A 16,696-nucleotide genomic window follows, 5' to 3' on the forward strand; every position below is an offset into this window, starting at 1 on the left:
TCGGGACATGCGGATCCAAACGATTATCGAAAGAAAAAGGCGGTGCGGACATCATGGAGAAACCGAGGCTGGTCGTCGTCGGCAACGGAATGGCGGGAGTGCGGTGCGTGGAGGAGATTTATCGTCTTGAGCCGGAACGCTTCGACATTACGATCATCGGGGCCGAACCGAGCCCCAATTACAACCGGATCCTGCTGTCCAAGGTGCTGCAGGGCGACGCGTCCTTCGACGACATCGTGCTGAACCCGTGGGAATGGTACGAAGAGAGGGGCATTCGGCTGATGGCCGGCGATCGGGCGGTGCGCGTCGATCCGGACGAGAAGCGGGTGGAGACGGCTTCCGGCGCGTCGATCGGGTACGACAAGCTGCTGCTCGCGACGGGTTCGTCCGCCTTCGTTCCGCCGCTTCCCGGCGCGGGCAAGCCGGGCGTGATCGCCTTCCGCACGCTGGCGGACTGCCGGGCGATGATCGAAGCCGCGGGCACGTTCCGGAGAGCCGCCGTCATCGGCGGCGGACTTCTCGGCCTGGAGGCGGCGCGGGGGCTGCTCAACCTCGGAATGGAAGTGGATGTCGTCCATAACGCTCCTTATTTGATGAACCGGCAGCTTGACCGGACGGCGGCGGATTTGCTGCGGAAGGAGCTTGAGGAGCAGGGCATGCGGTTCCATCTCGGCAAAACCACGGAGCGCATCGTCGGACGCAGGCGGGCCGAAGGGCTGGCGTTCTCGGACGGCACCCGGCTGCGGACCGATCTGATCGTCGTCGCCGTCGGCATCCGGCCGAACGTCGAATTGGGCAAGTCGTCCGGCGTGTTCGTCAACCGGGCTTTCGTGGTGAACGACTACCTGGAGACGAACGTCCCGGACGTGTACGCCGTGGGCGAATGCGCCGAACACGACGGCATCGTCTACGGTCTCGTCGCCCCGCTGTACGAGCAGGGCAAAGTGCTCGCGGCGGTTCTGTGCGGCCGGGAGACGCCGCCGTACCGCGGCTCCGTTCCTTACGCGCAGCTCAAAGTATCGGGCGTGGACGTGTTCTCGGCCGGGTCCGTTCAGGACGGCGAAGCGGAGGTCGCGTTCCAGCAGTACGACGGCATTCGCGGCACGTACAAGAAATTAACCGCCGTCGGGGGCAAGCTCGCCGGCGTCGTCCTGTTCGGAGATACCGGGGAGGGAAACGTCCTGCTCGGGCATTTGAAGCGCCGGGCGGACGTTGCCGTTTTGCAGGGATCGGCCGCTTCCGGGCAAGCGGATGACGGAGGCGGAGCTGCGGCCGCGATGGCGGACCACGAGACGGTGTGCAACTGCAACGGGGTCAGCAAAGGAGCGATCGCGCTGGCGGTAAGGGAGCACGGCTTGAACACGGTGGAGCAGGTTCGCGACCGGACGAAGGCGTCCGGTTCCTGCGGCGGGTGCAAGCCGCTGGTGGCGGCGGTGCTGAGGCTGGCCGCTTCCGGCGCGGGCGGGGAGGCGGCGGCCGAGCCCGCCGTCTGCGGCTGCACGAGCCTTGGCCACGCGGCTCTCCGGGCGGCGCTCTCCGGCGGCGCGTACGCGAACGCCGCGCAGGCGATGCGCGCGCTCGGCTGGCGAAGCGAGGGCGGCTGCGCGGCTTGCCGCCCGGCGATCCGCTATTACCTCGGCTCGGCGGAAACGGCTGCGGCCTCCGGCGAAAAGGCCGGGGCGGACCGCACCGCGGAGCGGGTAACGCTCATGCCGAGACTGCCGGGCGGCCTGGTCGAGGCGGCGCGGCTGCGAAGCTTGGCGGAAGCAGCCGAACGGTACGGAGTCCCTTACGTCCGGCTGACGGAAGCGGCTCGTCTGGAGCTGGCCGAAGTGCCGGCGGAGCTCGCCCGCCGAATGGCGGAGGAAGCCGGCGTGCCGATGGAGCTCGCCCGGAGCGGGGATCATACGGCACGCGTTTACAGCGGCGCGGAGACGGACGGGGGCGAACGGGAGCTGTCGCTTCTCGGAGCCGATCTGGAACGTCGGCTCGGCTCGCGGCGGCTGCCCCACGCCGTGACGGTAGCCGTCGTGTCCGCGCTGGGCGAGAAAGCGGGCCTGGCGGTGCGCGATCTCGGGCTGGCCCGGGCGCCGGCCGGATGGGAGCTTCATGCGGGCGGACGCGCGGAACCGCCCCTGCGGCCGGCGAAGCTGCTGACGGTGGAGCCGGACGGCAAGGCGGCCATGGCTGCGGCGGCCGCCTGCCTGCAGCTGTATCGCGACTCGGCCGCTTACGGCGAACCGCTCTGGAAGTGGCTGGAGCGGATCGGCCTGACGGCCGTACGCGAGAAGCTGCTGGACCCGGACGAACGGGAGGAGCTCCTGATGAAGTGGAACGGCGGCGCGGACCCGATCGGCGAAAACGGAAACCGGAAGGAGGAGCTGCTCTATGGCATCGGCGGTTGAACGGGAAGCAGGGTTAGGGGAAAAGCCGGAGCGGATCCGGATGGAGACGCAATGCCCTTTTTGCAGCGTGCAGTGCAAGATGACGGTGACCGAGGAGCGCGGTCCGGCAGGCCGGCCGGCGTTCCGGACGGAAGGACGGATGAATGCGGCTTCCGAAGGCCGGCTGTGCGTCAAAGGAATGAACGCGGTGCAGCACGCGGCCAGCCGGGAGCGGCTGCGGCAGCCCCTGCTGAAGCGGGACGGGGAGTGGACGGCGGTCTCGTGGCCGGAAGCTTACGCCGAGATTCGCCGCCGCTGGGCGAAGCTGCAGGAGACGGCCGGACCGGACGCGATCGCGCTGTACGGCGGCGGTTCGCTGACGAACGAATCGGCCTACCTGCTCGGCAAATTCGCGAGAGTGGCGCTGCGAACCCGCCATATCGACTACAACGGCCGGTTCTGCATGTCCGCGGCCGCGTCCGCCGGCGTCAAGACGTTCGGCATCGACCGGGGACTGACGAACCGGCTGTCGGATATTCCGCTGGCCAAGTGCATCATCCTTGCCGGCACGAATATCGCCGAATGCCAGCCGACGCTGATGCCTTATTTTACGAAGGCCAAAGAGAACGGGGCGTTCATCGTCGTCATCGATCCCCGGAGCACCGGAACGTCCGAGCTGGCCGACCTGCACCTGAAAGTCCGCCCGGGTACCGACGCGGCGCTCGTCAACGGACTGCTTAAGGTCGTCGCGGAGGAAGGGCTGGTGGACTTCGATTTCCTCCGAGGCCGGACGAACGGCTGGGAGGCGGTACTGGCGCATGCGGAGCGGCAGGACCTGGACGCCGTCTCGAACCTGACCGGCGTCGACGGGGAAGAGATCCGCCGCGCCGCCTTATCGTACGGACGGGCGGAGACGGGCATGATCTTCACCGCCCGCGGCGTCGAGCAGCACCGCGACGGGCATCTGGCGGTCCGCAATTTCCTGAACCTGGCGCTGATGACGGGCAAGATCGGCAAGCCCGGCTGCGGATACGGCGCGATCACCGGCCAGGGCAACGGCCAAGGCGGACGCGAGCACGGGCAGAAGGCCGACCAGCTTCCGGGCTACCGGTCGATCGAGAACGAGGCGGACCGGCGCTACGTCGCAGGCGTCTGGGGGGTCGACCCGGACGATCTGCCGGGCAAAGGGGTATCCGCCTACGAGATGATCGAGCGCGCCTACAAGGGAGACATTCGTTCCATGCTCGTCATGGGCTCCAATCCGATCGTGTCGAATCCGAACGCGCTGCTCGCCGAAGAGGCGATGCGGCGGCTCGATTTTCTCGTGGTGGCGGATTTGTTCCTGTCGGAAACGGCGCAGCTCGCCGACCTCGTCCTACCGGTGGCCGCCTATCTAGAGAGCACGGGCACGCTGACCAATCTCGAAGGGAGGGTTCTGCTTCGCGAAGCGGCCCGTCCCGCCCCGGGAGAAGCGAAGCAGGACTGGCAGGTACTCTGCGAGCTGGCGCGGGAGCTCGGGGAAGGAGAACGGTTCCCGTTCCGTTCGGCGGAGGAGATCTTCGAGGAGCTTCGCCTCGCAAGCAGGGGCGGCATCGCGGACTATTACGGAATTACGTATGACCGGCTGCGGAAGGAAGAGGGCGTCTACTGGCCCTGTCCGTTTCCGGACCGGCCCGGACCCGGCCGCCTGTTCGAGGAGAAGTTCGCGCACGAGGGCGGCCGGGCCGCGATGACGGTTGTCGAAGGCTTGCCGCCGGAGGAAGAGCCGGACGCGGAGTTTCCGCTGCTGCTGACGAACGGGCGGGTGCTTCCGCACTATCTGACGGGCGTTCAAACCCGCAGAAGCCCGGCTCTTGCGGCGAGGGCGATCGAGAACACGATCGATATCCACCCGGCGGCGGCGAGGCGGTTCGGTATCGAGGGCGGGGCGCTCGTTCGGGTTCGCTCCCGCCGGGGCGAAGCGATCGTGCGAAGCCGGCTGACGGCCGACATCCGCGAGGATACCGTCTTCATCCCGATGCATTGGGGCGGCGTGCAGAACGTGAACCGGGTGACGAACCCCGTGCTGGACCCGTTCTGCCGGATGCCGGATTTCAAAAGCTGCGCGGTCGCGTTGGAGACGTTGGCTTAGCGCTGGACCGGAGCGGCGAGCCGGAAAATGGAAGGAGGAACGGGGATGAACCTATCCGGAGCGATCCTGGCCGGCGGAGCGGGCCGGCGCATGGGAGGGACGCCGAAAGCGTGGCTTCCGGTCGAAGGGAAGCCGATGATCGCTCGCATCGCGGAGCAGATGCGTTCGGTATGCGCCGACGCTGCGGCAGCGGGCTAATCTGCGCCTTCGTGCTCGGGCCGGAACTGCCGGAAGATCGAAGCCTTCCCGGCTTGCCGGAGGCCGTTCCCGTTTACGGCAGGGACGAGGCGGAGTCCATCGCCCTGCGGATCTGCGGCGTGCTGGGCCTCTCTCTTTACTCCACCCGCGAAAAAGAATAACATTTGAGATAATATCGCCTTCGCGGGCATCGGAACAGGGAGGGGATGGATTTGGACGTCGATTGGGGCGAGCTCGCCGGGCAATTCGCCCGCGCCGCGCTGACGATCGAAGGGGTGTACCGGACCGCGCTGGAGCCCGGCGTATACGGCGGCCACAGCCGGGCCCACCCGACGCCGCATTCCGGCTTCGTGTTCGCGCTGCAGGGCTCGGCCGCGTTCGCGTTCGACGGCGTCTCCTGCGAGCTGTCCCCGGGCAAGATCGTCCACGGCGCCAAGGATGCGGAGCTTACGCTTACCGTCGGCGCTGCCGGCTTCGAATACGTACTGGTGCACTACTCTCTTGCGGGAACGGGGGCTGAGCCGGAGCCTTACGCCCACAAGCACTTTCTGATCGACGCGGGAACCCGGCCGCCTGCCGTCGAGCCGCTTCTGAAGCTTCATGAAGCCGCCCGCCGGCCGGATGCGTTCTCCGCTCTCAAATCGCGGGAGCTGTTTTACGCCGTTCTTCACGAAGCGCTTACCGGCGCCCGCCAGAGGAGTCATGGGGCGGAGAACGATGCCGTCGAGCGCGCGATCTCCCACATCCATGAGCGTTACGCGGAACCGCTGACGCTGGCCTCCTTGGCGGAGAGGCACGGAATCAAGCCGAAGCGCTTCGCCTACCTGTTCCGCCAATACGCCGGACTTTATCCGATCGATTATCTGATTCGCCACCGGATCGAGAGGGCCAAGGAGCTGCTCGCTTCGCAAAGCCTCGCCGTTTCGGAAGTCGCAGAGAGCGTCGGCTACGCGGACGCCCACTATTTCAGCCGGCTGTTCCGCCGCCATACCGGCCGCTCCCCGAGCTCGTTCCGGGACAAGTCGGGAAATCGTCCACCCGGTATTTGAGATTTGTCTATTCCCATTCGCCCCCTCCATTGTTTATTCTTTTATTCGATAATGAAAATCATTATCATAGAAGAATGAACATACCTGGGGGAATCCGAACATGCGCAGCAACCGAAAAACGTTCACAGTCCTTATGGCGATCCTTCTTATTGCCTTGATCGCGGCCGGCTGCGGCGGCAGCAACGGCAACGGAAGCGGGAATTCCGCCGCAACCGCGTCTTCGGAATCGCCTTCCGCCTCCGCCGCTTCGCCTTCCGCTTCCTCTTCGGACGCGTCGGAAGCCTCTTTTCCGCTGACCATTCATCAGCCCGAAGGAGACGTGGTGATCCCGGAAAAGCCGAAGACGGTCGCGGTCACTTATTTCCCTTACGCGGACCACTTGTTCGCCATCGGCGACGAGACCCTCGTGGGCGGCGTGGTCGGAATGAGTTCGCTCCGGAACTTTGCCGCGTACCAGCCGTATCTGAAGGACGAACGGATCGCCGACCTGGGCGACGAGACGAATCTCGAGAAGCTTCTGGCCCTGAAGCCGGACGTGATCATCGCCTGGGAGTACGACGAGAAGATGTACGACGAGCTCTCCAAGATCGCTCCGACGGTCGTCGTCCATTCGTCCGAGAATTGGGAGGAGACGATCAAGCAGGTGGCCGATGTAGTCGGAGACGGCGACAAGGCGCAGCAATACATCGACGGTTATCGCAAGAAGCTGGAGGAGGCCGCTGAGCAAATGGAAGCCTCCGGCATGAAGGGCAAGACGGCGATCTTCATGATGACCTGGGAAAAAGGCTTCAACTATTACGACGGGGTGCGAATGAAGCCGTATTACGACGGCCTGGGTTTCAAAAACTTCGATTCCTTGAAGGATTACGGGGAGATCGACATGGAGGGCGTCAGCGAGCTGAATCCGGATTACATCTTCCTCGGCCAGGACTTCACGAAATCCGCGGAAACGACGCTGGCGGAGCTGGCGAAGAATCCGGTCTGGAACCGGCTGAACGCCGTTCGCAACAAGAAGCTGTACGTCGTCGATACGGAAATCATGGGTCCGCTCGCCATGGGACAGTCGAAAGGGCTGGATTACATGGAAAGCCTGATCAAGGAAAACGGATGAGCGACGGGGCCGCGAAAGCGGCTCCTTTTTCGTCTGCATGCCATCCCTATCGGGGGCAGGACCAAAGTTCGGAATTCTGCTAAATTTTTCTTCTCAATGCGAACGTATGTGTGCTATAATTCATTCGGAACCGGAGCCTTGCGATTCGCCCGTCGCCGCATTCGCTTCGGAACCGGGGAAGAACGCTCGGCGATTGATCATCGACTGCAAGTAGCGATCCACCTCTTGCGCCGGAATCTCCTTTCCCGACAAGACCCACCAGGTAGCGAGCGAAGAAACCGCTCCCGAATAAAAGGAAGCCAGCGCTTCGAGGGGAATCCGGAAGCGGGCGCCGTTCCGCTCGGCTTCTTCCAAGTCCTTCATCAGAGAGTCGCATGCATGCTTTTGCATCATGTTGATCAGGAATCCGTTCTCCGGCTGGGAACGAAGCACGGCTTCCAGCGGCAGGGGTTGACCGAGGCGCTCGAATGTCAGCATCGGGTGGAGAATACGGTCTTCGTAGCTTCTTGCCGCCAACATCTCCCGAATCTCCGTCAATCCGTAAGAAAGCAAGCTGAATTTGTCTTCGAAGTGTTTATAGAAGGTGGTGCGGTGAACCATGGCTTGATCGCATATTTCCTGAATGGTGAGCGATTCGAAGGAACGGCTTTGCAGCAGCGCGAGCAGCGCCTCCCAGAGAAGTTTGCGGGTACGTCGAACGCGCAGATCGGTTTTGTCGCGATGCGGCTTATTCGTATACATATTGGTCCTCCTTGTAGCTTAGACTACAACGACGCTCCGTTTGGCTCTTGACACGGGGGCGGGTGTCCAAGGTATATTGCTCATATACATTTGTGCAATTACGCATACAAGTGTAGACAAAAAAAGAGAAAAGGGAAAGGCAGGAGGGAAACAGAAGTTATGAACGCATCAGGCATGGAGGGGCAAGGCCCGTCGGTCGACCTCAGCAAGATCAAGAGAGGGCCAATCGTCGTTGCTCTCATTATCGGGGCCTTCGTGGCCATTTTGAACGAGACGCTGCTTGCCAACGCGCTTCCCGATTTGATGAAGGAATTCGCGGTTTCCTATTCTACGATTCAATGGCTGTCGACGGCTTACATGCTCGTCATCGGGGTGCTCGTGCCGGTTACGGCGGTGCTGCAGCTATGGTTCACGACCCGGCAGATGTTCTTGTCGGCGATGATTTTGTTTTTTGTAGGAACGCTGATTTCCGCGTTCGCTCCAGAATTTGGAGTGCTGCTGACCGGCCGGATCGTTCAGGCGCTCGGAACCGGCTTGATGCTGCCGGTTATGATGAACACGATTCTCGTCATCTTCCCCCCGGAGAAGCGGGGCGGGGCGATGGGGCTCATGGGGCTCGTCATTATGTTCGCCCCCGCCATCGGCCCGACGGTGTCCGGCCTTATTCTCGACTCGCTGGAATGGCGCTGGCTGTTTTATCTGGTGCTGCCGCTTGCGCTGTTCTCGATCCTGTTCGCAGCCGGCTTCTTGAAGAACGTCTCGACGCTCACCAAGCCCAAAGTCGACGTGCTGTCGATCCTGCTCTCCACGATCGGATTCGGAGGCGTCGTTTACGGCTTCAGCAAATCCGGGGAGATCGGCTGGTCGGATCCGGAAGTATATTGGACGATCATCGTCGGGATCGTCGCCCTCATTCTGTTCGTATGGCGGCAACTGCTGTTGAAAGAGCCGGTCATGGATCTGCGGGCGTTCAAATTCCCGATGTTCACGCTGGTCACGATTTTGCTCTTTGTCGTCATGATGACGCTGTTCTCCACGCTGACGCTGCTGCCGCTGTTCATGCAGGGAGCGCTGCTGATGACGGCGTTCAAGTCCGGGCTTACGCTGCTTCCCGGCGGCGTCGTCAACGGGATTATGGCGCCGGTCTCCGGAAAGCTGTTCGACAAGTTCGGTCCGAGATTGCTCGTTGTCCCCGGACTCGTAATCGTCTGCGTTGCCATCTGGATGTTCACCGGAATTAACGAGACGACGAGCAACGGTTACATCATTTTGATTCACATTATCATGATGGTCGGGATCTCGGCGGTGATGATGCCGGCCCAGACGACCGGGCTCAATCAGCTTCCGCGCAATCTGTATCCGCACGGAACGGCGATCATGAATACGCTGCAGCAAGTGTCCGGCGCGATCGGGACGGCCTTGTTCATCAGCATCATGTCCAACCGTTCGAAGGACTATCTGAGCAAGTCCAGCGATCCGACGAACCCGCTGGAGGCGGCGAAAGGCATGGTATCCGGCTTGCACAGCGCATTCTGGATCGGCCTTGCCATCGGCGTGCTCGCTTTGATCCTCGGATTCTTCGTCAAGCGGACCAAGTCGCCTGACCAAGACGCAGGAATCCAAGCGGAAGGGCAGCCCAAGCCCGCGCGCGCGTCTCATTGATCGTTTCATAGCGAAGCCCGGCTCCTAACAGGAGCCGGGCTTTTCTTCATAGTGAAGAAGCAGTTAACGATTTGGGGTTATTTCATTTGGGAGAATCCTTGTACAATTCCCGCATCACATGGCGCAGCTCCGGGACGATCAGCCGCGTCATCGCAAGGCGGACCGCCCCCGTAGAGCCGGGCATGGAGAAAACGGCGGTCGTGCCGATCGTGCCGGCGATCGCCCGCGTCAGCATGGCGGCCGAACCAATGTCCTCGGCGAAGCTGAGCATCCGGAAGATCTCCCCGAAGCCGGGCATTTCCTTTTGCAGGACGTCACGGACCGCTTCGAACGTCGTATCCCGCCCGGCAATTCCGGTTCCTCCGTTCAGCAAGACGGCTTCGATGGCCGGGTTGGCGGCCGCATCTTGCAGCAGCTCGCGGATGAGATCGTACTCATCGGGAACGATCCTCGCTTCCGCAACTTGATATCCGTTCTCTTCGAGCAGGTCGCGTACGAGCCGACCGCTTTTGTCCGTGTCGGGCGTCCGCGTATCGGAGACGGTAACCACGAGGCATGTGACGGATGAAGGGGCTTCTCGTCGATGCTGCTCGGCAGATGGGCTGGTGGGCATACGCTGGTTTGCTCCTTTTTTTATTGTTTAGGAAATGATGCGATTAAATTTCCTGTGGATAACCGGGGGTTCCCCCAAAAGGAATCGGAATTAACTTCAGAGCATCCCTTCACTTTTGGGGGATTTGTTCTGGGCAATGGCATCTCTTTGAGTCTATGGTAAACTATAGGCAACCGGAGGTGAGGCGGGATGGCTACGGGCTTTCAGGCGTTTCGTTACGTTTTGATCAAGCTGACCGCGTCGGGAATCTCCTGGCTGCTGTTTCAACTCATCATGTTGATTTTCTTAAATGGCAACCTTTCCGCAACCTTCCACTTGATGCAAAATTCCTTTTTGGCTTTCCTATTTTTCGTGTACGGGACGACTTGTTCCATTGTCATCGACGGCATCCTGCTCTTCTTCCGGCGCGAGGAACACAAACGGGCTGCCAGATGGCTGCTGTTCACGCTATCCGGATTCCTATTTTTCGGCTTCACAATGGGGTGGAACGCCGGTATGGCCGCCGTCGGACCGATCGGAACGTTCTTCGCGCTCGTTCAGTCCGCCGCGTCTTTCGGTCTTGCCCGTTCCCGGAAGGCTGTTTATCCGTTCTCCGCGGTCGTGGCATTCGCATGGCTGGCGAGTCTGGCATATGGCTGATCGGTCGTTATCGGTGTGAAAGCAGGACAAAAGCGCAGCCGGCTGCGATCTCCAGGCTGCGCTTCTGTTTTTAACGGTCATCGCTGTCTGCTTGGGCTTCGGCGGACGACTGGCGAACGGACGGGCCCGTCCGAACGAGCCGATCCGTTACGGCCGGCACGAGAAGGAATAACGCATAGGCAAGCGTCATCCACACGGTGAAGGCGCGATGCTGGCCGGCGTCGAACTTGGGAAAGACGCTGTCCTCGTACCAGACGGCGAAGGTGTCCAGAATCAGTCCCACAAGCGTGCCGATAAAACCGAAACGGGTGGCTGAACCGCTCTCCCGGAACAGCTTGAGTCGGACGACGAGAGAGAGGCCGATCAGCACCAGAACGGTCAAAGCCTCCAGCAGAAACAGGGAAGCCCCGAAACGGGCGTCGCCGACGTCCACCAGCACCCAATGCCCGAACAGCATGAAAAACAATGTGGCGACCGCCCACGCCGCCAGTCCGATCCCGGCGAAAATCAACGATTGACGCAGCAAAAGTCCGTCATCCTTTCGCGCCAGACGCGCAGTTGGCTTCACGTTTCTACGAGCTTTTCCGGAAAGCGGAAGTCATCTCGAGAGCGAGGACACCGACCCCGGAACGTTCGTCCTATTCCACCCGGCTGCGGAGCACGGTAAAGCGGCCGGCTAACGTATATTCGCCGAGAGGAGCCGGAATCAGGAAGCAATCTCCCGCTTTGGCGTCCAGCGTGCCGGCGCCCCAACGAATCGCTCCCGTTCCTTCGGCCACGATCAGAATATCGAAGCTCTCCGGTGTCGTGGATACCTTCCATTCACCATCGACGATTCCTTTGTCCGTTACGAAGTAAGGAGAACGAGCCAGCGTCAACCATTCGCCGGGTTTGGCTCCATCCGTCTTCATGCGCGTCGCGCCGGCACCCTCATACGCGGTGACGTTGAGCGAATCTTCGATGTGCAGCTCGCGCGGTTTCCCGTCCAGACCCGGGCGGTCGTAGTCGTACAGCCGGTACGTCGTGTCGGAGTTCTGCTGGATCTCCGCGACGAGTACGCCCGCGCAGAGCGCGTGAACCGTTCCGGCCGGTATGTAGAACGTATCTCCCGCTTGAACGGACACGACTTGCAGCGAATCCATGATCCGGTGCTCCGCAATGGCGGCAGCGAACGATTCGCGATTCACGCCGGACTTCAGGCCGTAGATGATTTTGGCGTCCGGCTTGGCGTCCAGGACGTACCACATTTCCGTCTTGCCGAGCTCGCCCTTGGGCAGCCCCGCGTAATCGTCGGTCGGATGAACTTGCACAGACAAGTCGTCGTTGCAATCCAGCAGCTTGATCAGCAGCGGGAACCGGCCGTTGCCGGAATGGCTTCCTTTGGAACCGAACCATTCGGCGCCGAGCTTCTCGCGGATTTGATCCAGTCCCTGGCCGGCCAGCTCGCCGTTGAGCACGTGCGAGACGCCGTTCGGGTGGTCGGCGATCATCCAGCCTTCGCCGATGTGTCCCTCCGGAACGTCATAGCCGAACCGTTCCAAGGCGCGGCCGCCCCAGACGCGTTCTTTGAAATCGGGCTTGAAGTGAAGCGGGTAAGGTTGCACGGTTTGACTCATCATCATTGTCCTCCTCGCGTGGATTGGAAAAATTCGATCGATTCGCCGTCGGGGCCGAGGAAAAAGAAGTAGCGGCTTCCGTTCGGCAGCGTCGTGATCGCGTCGTCGAGCCCGCGGACGGACAGCGAGCCGATGCGGCGGTACTCCTCTTCGATGTCGTCGACGGCGAAAGCGACATGGTGGACACGGCCTTCCGCGGCCAATTGGCCGTCATAGCCTTCGATCAGCTCGACCTCGGTCTCCCGATGACCGGGAAACGAGAGGAAGGCGAGACGAATGACGCCGTTCGTATGCGTCATCGTCTCCAGATGCTCCAGGCCGACGACCTGGACATAAAACGCTATGGACTTCTCCAGGTCGCTCGACATGATGCCGACGTGTTCGATTTTGCGGACGGTCATAGGTTTCTCAGTCTCCTTAACAATGATTGGGGCAATAGGAATCAGCGCTTCGAGACGGCGATCAGATAGGGAGCGGACGGCTTCTGCGGGAACCGGTACTGTACGGACTGGGCCAGAACGGAAGGCAGCGCCGCCGCCCACGCTTCAACCGCCGCCGCTTCGATGTCCCCGCCTTCATGTCCAGGGTAAAGGACCGCGGTGACGATTCCCTTCGGGGCGAGCAGTCCAAGCGCCGCCTCGAGCGCCGCGACGGTCGTCTCCGGACGGGTGACGATAGATCGGTCCCCGCCCTCCCCCGGCAGGTAGCCAAGGTTGAACATAACGGCGCGGATGCGGCCGCGATGCTCCGGCGCCACCAGCTCGGCCATTCGCTCGTGGCCGGCGAGAAGCAGCTCGACCGGCGCGAGGCTTGGCGGAGCGGAGCCTCCGCCCGAAGCGCGGCGCGCGATGCTCCCGTTCCCGCTGCCGCTCTCCGAGTCCCGCGCCGCCGCGGCCAGCCTTTCGCGCGTCCGATTCACCGCATCCCGCTGCACGTCGAATGCGTACACGCGCCCTTTCGGGCCGCATGCCCGCGCGAGAAACAGCGTGTCCACGCCGCCTCCGGCAGTGGCGTCGACGGCGGCGGCGCCCGGCTCCAGCCGTTCCGCCGCCCAGCGCTGCGCCAGGCTTAGCACGGAGAGAAAGCCCATCGCCTCAGCGTCCTCCCCAAAGCTTGCCCTGCCAAGTATTCCTTCGCGCCAGCTCGGCGTCGAAAGCGTTCAGCACTTCCCACTTGTTCAGGCTCCACATCGGGCCGATCAGCAGGTCGCGCGGCGCGTCGCCGGTCAGCCGGTGGACGATCATCTCGGGCGGCAGCATCTCCAGCGTATCGACCACAAGACCGACGTATTCGTCCCGCTCCAAAAACCGCAAGAGGCCTTCCCGCCATTGGCGGACCATCGGCGTCTTGCGCATCAGGTGCAGCAGATGAATCTTGATGCCCTGCACGTCCATCGCCGCGGTCTGCCGGCCCGTCTCCAGCATCATGTCGCGGTCCTCGCCCGGCAGGCCGTAGATGATGTGGGCGCATACGCGAATGCCCCTCGCCCGCAGCCGCTGCACCGCATCCAGGTAGCAGGCGGTGTCGTGCGCCCGGTTGATGAGCTCCGACGTCGTCTCGTGCACCGTCTGCAGACCCATTTCGAGCCACAGATACGTCCGCTCGTTCAGCTCCGCGAGGTAATCGACGACGTCGTCCGGAAGGCAGTCCGGACGCGTGGCGATGGACAGCCCGACGACGCCCGGCTGGCGCAGGATCGCTTCATAATACTCGCGGAGCGTCTCCAGCGGGGCGTACGTGTTCGTATAAGCCTGGAAGTAACCGATATACTTCGCGTTCGGCCACTTCAGGTGCTGGCGGTCCCGCACGGTATTGAACTGCGTGACCAGGTCGTCCCTCCGGCTGCCGGCGAAGTCGCCCGAGCCGCGGGCGCTGCAGAAGGTGCAGCCCCCTTTGGCGATCGTGTTGTCCCGGTTCGGGCACGTAAAACCGGCGTCGAGCATCACCTTGAACACTTTTTCCCCGAAGTGCTCGCGCATTTCGTGGTTCCATGTATGAAATCTTTTGCCGCTCCACAGATTAGGCTGCAGGACGGTATCGTTCGCTTCGGTCGTTGGCATCAGGCGGACCGCTCCTTGCTGTGAAAATCCGTTACTGCCATTGTACCGAAAAATGGCGTCGATGGCGAGAACGCTCGTCCGTCCCGATAAAGGGAGCTTGCTCCAAAGAGGCATTCCGATAAACAGGATTTTATGCAAAAAGGGCGTATTGACAGGGTTTTCATCTTGAAATACCTCACATGATATGTTATATTAAAAGTGCGTCAAATCAATGAATTTTGCGATTTTCGACCTCTATTTTTCGCATGGATGTCGTCTGCCGTTCCACTCGTCGGGGCACATCCGCCCTTTACTTCATTTTCGGAGAAAGCGAGAGGTGAGGATCATGGCTTCTACCGTTAAAATCCCCCAAGGGGACGACACGCTCAAGGTCGAGCTGACCATTAAAGAGGCAATGGCGCTTGCGGGTATCAAGTTCCACAGCAACCACGGCGTGGAAGTGTCCGCCAAACGGAAGCTGCAAGAAGCGATCGACATTCAATACCACATCGAAGAGCAGCGCCCGGTCAACTGACCGCGGATGCCTTCGCCCGGACCGCGTCGCTCCCATGGAGCGGATGCGGTCTTTTTTGATTAATCGGGAAGCTGCGCCCGGCGCGTCCCTTTACATTTCCGGCCGGATTCGGCACAATAGGTGTCGGTTAACGAGTTCGGAACGCGGTCCGCGCAAGGGCCGCAACGTCTGCAGGGGGATTAAGTCATGCGATTGCGAAGCAGAAAAAATGCGGGAGAGAGTCTCGAAAAGAACGATCTGGTCGTGCTGGAGCCGGGCCGGTACCGGGGGCGTTGGCGGGAGCTGTTCGGCAACGACAATCCGATCCGCGTCGAGATCGGCATGGGCAAAGGCCAATTTATCAGCCGGATGAGCGCAAGCAATCCCGGGATCAATTATCTAGGCATGGATATGTTCGACGAGCTGCTGCGAAAAGGAAGCGCCAAGGCGAAGCAGATTTGGCTGGAGAAGGGCTCGGACACGGTGCCGAATCTGTTCCTCGTGCGCGGCAACGCGGAGCGGCTGGAAGAGATGTTCGCGCCCGGTGAACTGGACCGCATCTACTTGAACTTCAGCGATCCGTGGCCGAAGAGCAAGCATGCCAAGCGGAGGCTCACGCATTCCCGCTTTCTGGAGAAGTACAAGGAAGCGCTGAACGAGCGGGGAGAGATCCACTTCAAGACGGATTCGCTCAGCTTGTTCGAATTTTCGCTGAACAGCTTTTCCGACTCGCTGCTGCAGATGCGCAACATCTCGCTGGATTTGCATCGGAACGGGCTGCGCGACGATCTGGTCATGACCGAATACGAGACGAAGTTCGTCGAGCGGGGACAGCCGATCTACCGGCTGGAAGCGGTCATCGGCAGCGAGGCGATCGCGCGGCACCGCTCCGAAGTCGAAGGCAAGATGCGCTCGGCGGCGGCTCGCGAGGAAGCCCGGCAGCAGGCTGCGGCCGAAGCGGGCGAACAGGACGCCCTTTCGAGCGCAGAGAATGCCGAATAAGATCGGACGCCCGATCGGGAATTTGATCCAAACCGAAACCGCCGGAGAGCTCCCGGCGGTTTTGTTATGCGGCGCTTTCTCGTTGCACCGACGAAATTCCGCTCAAGAGAGCAGCCCAATTCCTCGTATCCGCCCGCTTCTTCACAAAGCTTTCTCAAATTTTTTTGGCCAAACCCGATTGACGAACAGGTTCGTTCGCATATGATGGAATAGAGAGGGGAAACCCAAAAAACCCAAAAACCAAAAAAATGAAAATCCGGCGTCCCCGGATCAGCCGTTTCGAGAAGGAGGAGATAATCGCATGCTGCTGACGAGGCGGCGAAAGCAGTTTCTTGGGCAGCTCGCCGAGTTATACGGCCAGCAGAACGAGCCGGTGCACTACGGAACATTGGCGGCCGCACTCGGCGTAAGCAAGTGGACCGCTTACGACATGCTGAAGGAGATCGAGAAGATGGGCTGCGCCGTCCGCAGCTATGCCGCCAACGGCGGGGAGACGGGCAGAACGCAAGTCCGGTTCGTGCCGACTCCGCTCGGTTACGAGCTGCTCGAAGCGGAACGGGAGGAAACGGCGGTCGATGCGGACGATTGGGAAGCGACCCGCGCCCGGCTGCTCGCGGCGCTCCGCGGCATCTCGTCCCGGAGAACGCTGACCGAACGGCTTCGCAAGCTCAAAGAGGAAGTTCGGCATGTCAAGCGGGGAATGGAAGTATGCGCATACAGCATCGGCGTGATGCTGATGTATTTGTACAAGACGGGCGGCAAGGCGGAGGAGTACGTCCGTCACCTCGTGTCCCGCGCGCCGACGGGAGAGATCGGGATGACGACGTTCGCGGGCGCGGTGCTCGGCACCGTCGCGCCGGAGTCGGCTCGCGAGATCGGCGCGGAGCTGGCCGAGCTCGCGGGGAAATATTTGCGATCCGTAACGGATTTGTCCGAGCGCGAGAAAGTTTTGCTTTCTGATTTTTTGCTTGAAGCGCTGGTTTAACAAGCCGGTGAG

General features: G+C 61.6%; 18 protein-coding genes. 11 read left to right on the top strand and 7 right to left on the bottom strand.

Features of this window, described 5'->3' with window-relative positions; all coding sequences use genetic code 11:
* Positions 1-53 precede the first annotated feature (53 nt).
* The 6 genes from nirB (at position 54) to H7C18_RS09005 (ending at position 6,873) form a co-directional block, all read left to right on the top strand.
* A complete protein-coding gene (nirB, locus tag H7C18_RS08980) occupies positions 54-2,405 on the top strand; it encodes a nitrite reductase large subunit NirB (RefSeq protein WP_185128683.1) in 2,352 nt (783 codons plus the stop codon).
* On the top strand, positions 2,389-4,515 hold the full coding sequence (gene nasC / locus H7C18_RS08985) for an assimilatory nitrate reductase catalytic subunit NasC (protein ID WP_238357561.1): 2,127 nt from the start codon (positions 2,389-2,391) through the stop codon (positions 4,513-4,515). The genes nirB and nasC overlap by 17 nt, the downstream gene beginning before the upstream one ends.
* Positions 4,516-4,560: 45 nt before the next feature.
* Positions 4,561-4,713, top strand: coding sequence for an NTP transferase domain-containing protein (locus tag H7C18_RS08990; RefSeq protein ID WP_202886977.1), 153 nt, complete (start codon positions 4,561-4,563; stop codon positions 4,711-4,713).
* The gene (locus H7C18_RS08995) at positions 4,686-4,874 is read left to right on the top strand and encodes a hypothetical protein (RefSeq protein WP_185128685.1); all 189 of its coding nucleotides are present in this window, start codon (positions 4,686-4,688) and stop codon (positions 4,872-4,874) included. The genes H7C18_RS08990 and H7C18_RS08995 overlap by 28 nt, the downstream gene beginning before the upstream one ends.
* Before the next feature lie 51 nt (positions 4,875-4,925).
* Positions 4,926-5,762 carry a helix-turn-helix domain-containing protein gene (locus tag H7C18_RS09000; RefSeq protein ID WP_185128686.1) on the top strand — a complete coding sequence of 279 codons (837 nt, stop codon included), beginning with the start codon at positions 4,926-4,928 and terminating at the stop codon, positions 5,760-5,762.
* Positions 5,763-5,862: 100 nt separating this feature from the next.
* On the top strand, positions 5,863-6,873 hold the full coding sequence (locus H7C18_RS09005; RefSeq protein ID WP_185128687.1) for an ABC transporter substrate-binding protein: 1,011 nt from the start codon (positions 5,863-5,865) through the stop codon (positions 6,871-6,873).
* Between the two features lie 120 nt (positions 6,874-6,993).
* Here H7C18_RS09005 and H7C18_RS09010 read toward each other — a convergent pair whose 3' ends face one another.
* Entirely contained in the window at positions 6,994-7,614 is a 621-nt protein-coding gene (locus H7C18_RS09010) for a TetR/AcrR family transcriptional regulator (protein WP_185128688.1), read from the bottom strand.
* Positions 7,615-7,788: 174 nt separating this feature from the next.
* Here H7C18_RS09010 and H7C18_RS09015 point away from each other — a divergent pair, with 174 nt between their 5' ends.
* Positions 7,789-9,276, top strand: a complete 1,488-nt coding sequence (locus H7C18_RS09015) for a DHA2 family efflux MFS transporter permease subunit (RefSeq protein ID WP_185128848.1) — start codon at positions 7,789-7,791, stop codon at positions 9,274-9,276.
* Positions 9,277-9,358: 82 nt separating this feature from the next.
* Here the strand turns inward: H7C18_RS09015 and H7C18_RS09020 are convergent, their stop codons facing one another.
* Complete coding sequence (locus H7C18_RS09020) at positions 9,359-9,889, bottom strand: MogA/MoaB family molybdenum cofactor biosynthesis protein (RefSeq protein WP_185128689.1); 531 nt, start codon at positions 9,887-9,889, stop codon at positions 9,359-9,361.
* A 189-nt stretch (positions 9,890-10,078) separates the two neighbouring features.
* On the opposite strand from H7C18_RS09020, the gene H7C18_RS09025 reads away from it, so the two are divergent.
* On the top strand, positions 10,079-10,528 hold the full coding sequence (locus H7C18_RS09025) for a hypothetical protein (protein WP_185128690.1): 450 nt from the start codon (positions 10,079-10,081) through the stop codon (positions 10,526-10,528).
* Between the two features lie 70 nt (positions 10,529-10,598).
* On the opposite strand, the gene H7C18_RS09030 is transcribed toward H7C18_RS09025, so the two are convergent.
* The 5 genes from H7C18_RS09030 to mnmL all read right to left on the bottom strand — a co-directional run bounded on the left by H7C18_RS09030 (position 10,599) and on the right by mnmL (position 14,204).
* The gene (locus tag H7C18_RS09030) at positions 10,599-11,054 is read right to left on the bottom strand and encodes a DUF5367 family protein (protein WP_185128691.1); all 456 of its coding nucleotides are present in this window, start codon (positions 11,052-11,054) and stop codon (positions 10,599-10,601) included.
* Between the two features lie 112 nt (positions 11,055-11,166).
* Complete coding sequence (locus H7C18_RS09035) at positions 11,167-12,144, bottom strand: type I phosphomannose isomerase catalytic subunit (RefSeq protein ID WP_185128692.1); 978 nt, start codon at positions 12,142-12,144, stop codon at positions 11,167-11,169.
* 2 nt (positions 12,145-12,146) lie between these two features.
* A complete protein-coding gene (locus H7C18_RS09040) occupies positions 12,147-12,545 on the bottom strand; it encodes a VOC family protein (RefSeq protein WP_185128693.1) in 399 nt (132 codons plus the stop codon).
* A 41-nt stretch (positions 12,546-12,586) separates the two neighbouring features.
* A complete protein-coding gene (locus H7C18_RS09045; protein ID WP_185128694.1) occupies positions 12,587-13,234 on the bottom strand; it encodes a class I SAM-dependent methyltransferase in 648 nt (215 codons plus the stop codon).
* 4 nt (positions 13,235-13,238) lie between these two features.
* Complete coding sequence (gene mnmL, locus H7C18_RS09050; protein WP_185128695.1) at positions 13,239-14,204, bottom strand: tRNA modification radical SAM protein MnmL/YtqA; 966 nt, start codon at positions 14,202-14,204, stop codon at positions 13,239-13,241.
* Positions 14,205-14,529: 325 nt separating this feature from the next.
* Between mnmL and H7C18_RS09055 the strand changes: the two genes are divergently transcribed.
* The 3 genes from H7C18_RS09055 (at position 14,530) to H7C18_RS09065 (ending at position 16,684) form a co-directional block, all read left to right on the top strand.
* Entirely contained in the window at positions 14,530-14,718 is a 189-nt protein-coding gene (locus H7C18_RS09055) for a hypothetical protein (RefSeq protein ID WP_185128696.1), read from the top strand.
* A 186-nt stretch (positions 14,719-14,904) separates the two neighbouring features.
* Positions 14,905-15,699: a tRNA (guanosine(46)-N7)-methyltransferase TrmB gene (trmB, locus tag H7C18_RS09060; RefSeq protein ID WP_185128697.1), complete on the top strand. Its 795-nt coding sequence runs from the start codon at positions 14,905-14,907 to the stop codon at positions 15,697-15,699.
* A gap of 301 nt (positions 15,700-16,000) precedes the next feature.
* Entirely contained in the window at positions 16,001-16,684 is a 684-nt protein-coding gene (locus H7C18_RS09065; RefSeq protein ID WP_185128698.1) for an Lrp/AsnC family transcriptional regulator, read from the top strand.
* Positions 16,685-16,696 lie beyond the last annotated feature (12 nt).

Source organism: Cohnella zeiphila, assembly GCF_014212055.1.
In the GTDB taxonomy this organism is placed as follows: Bacteria; Bacillota; Bacilli; order Paenibacillales; family Paenibacillaceae; genus Cohnella; species Cohnella zeiphila.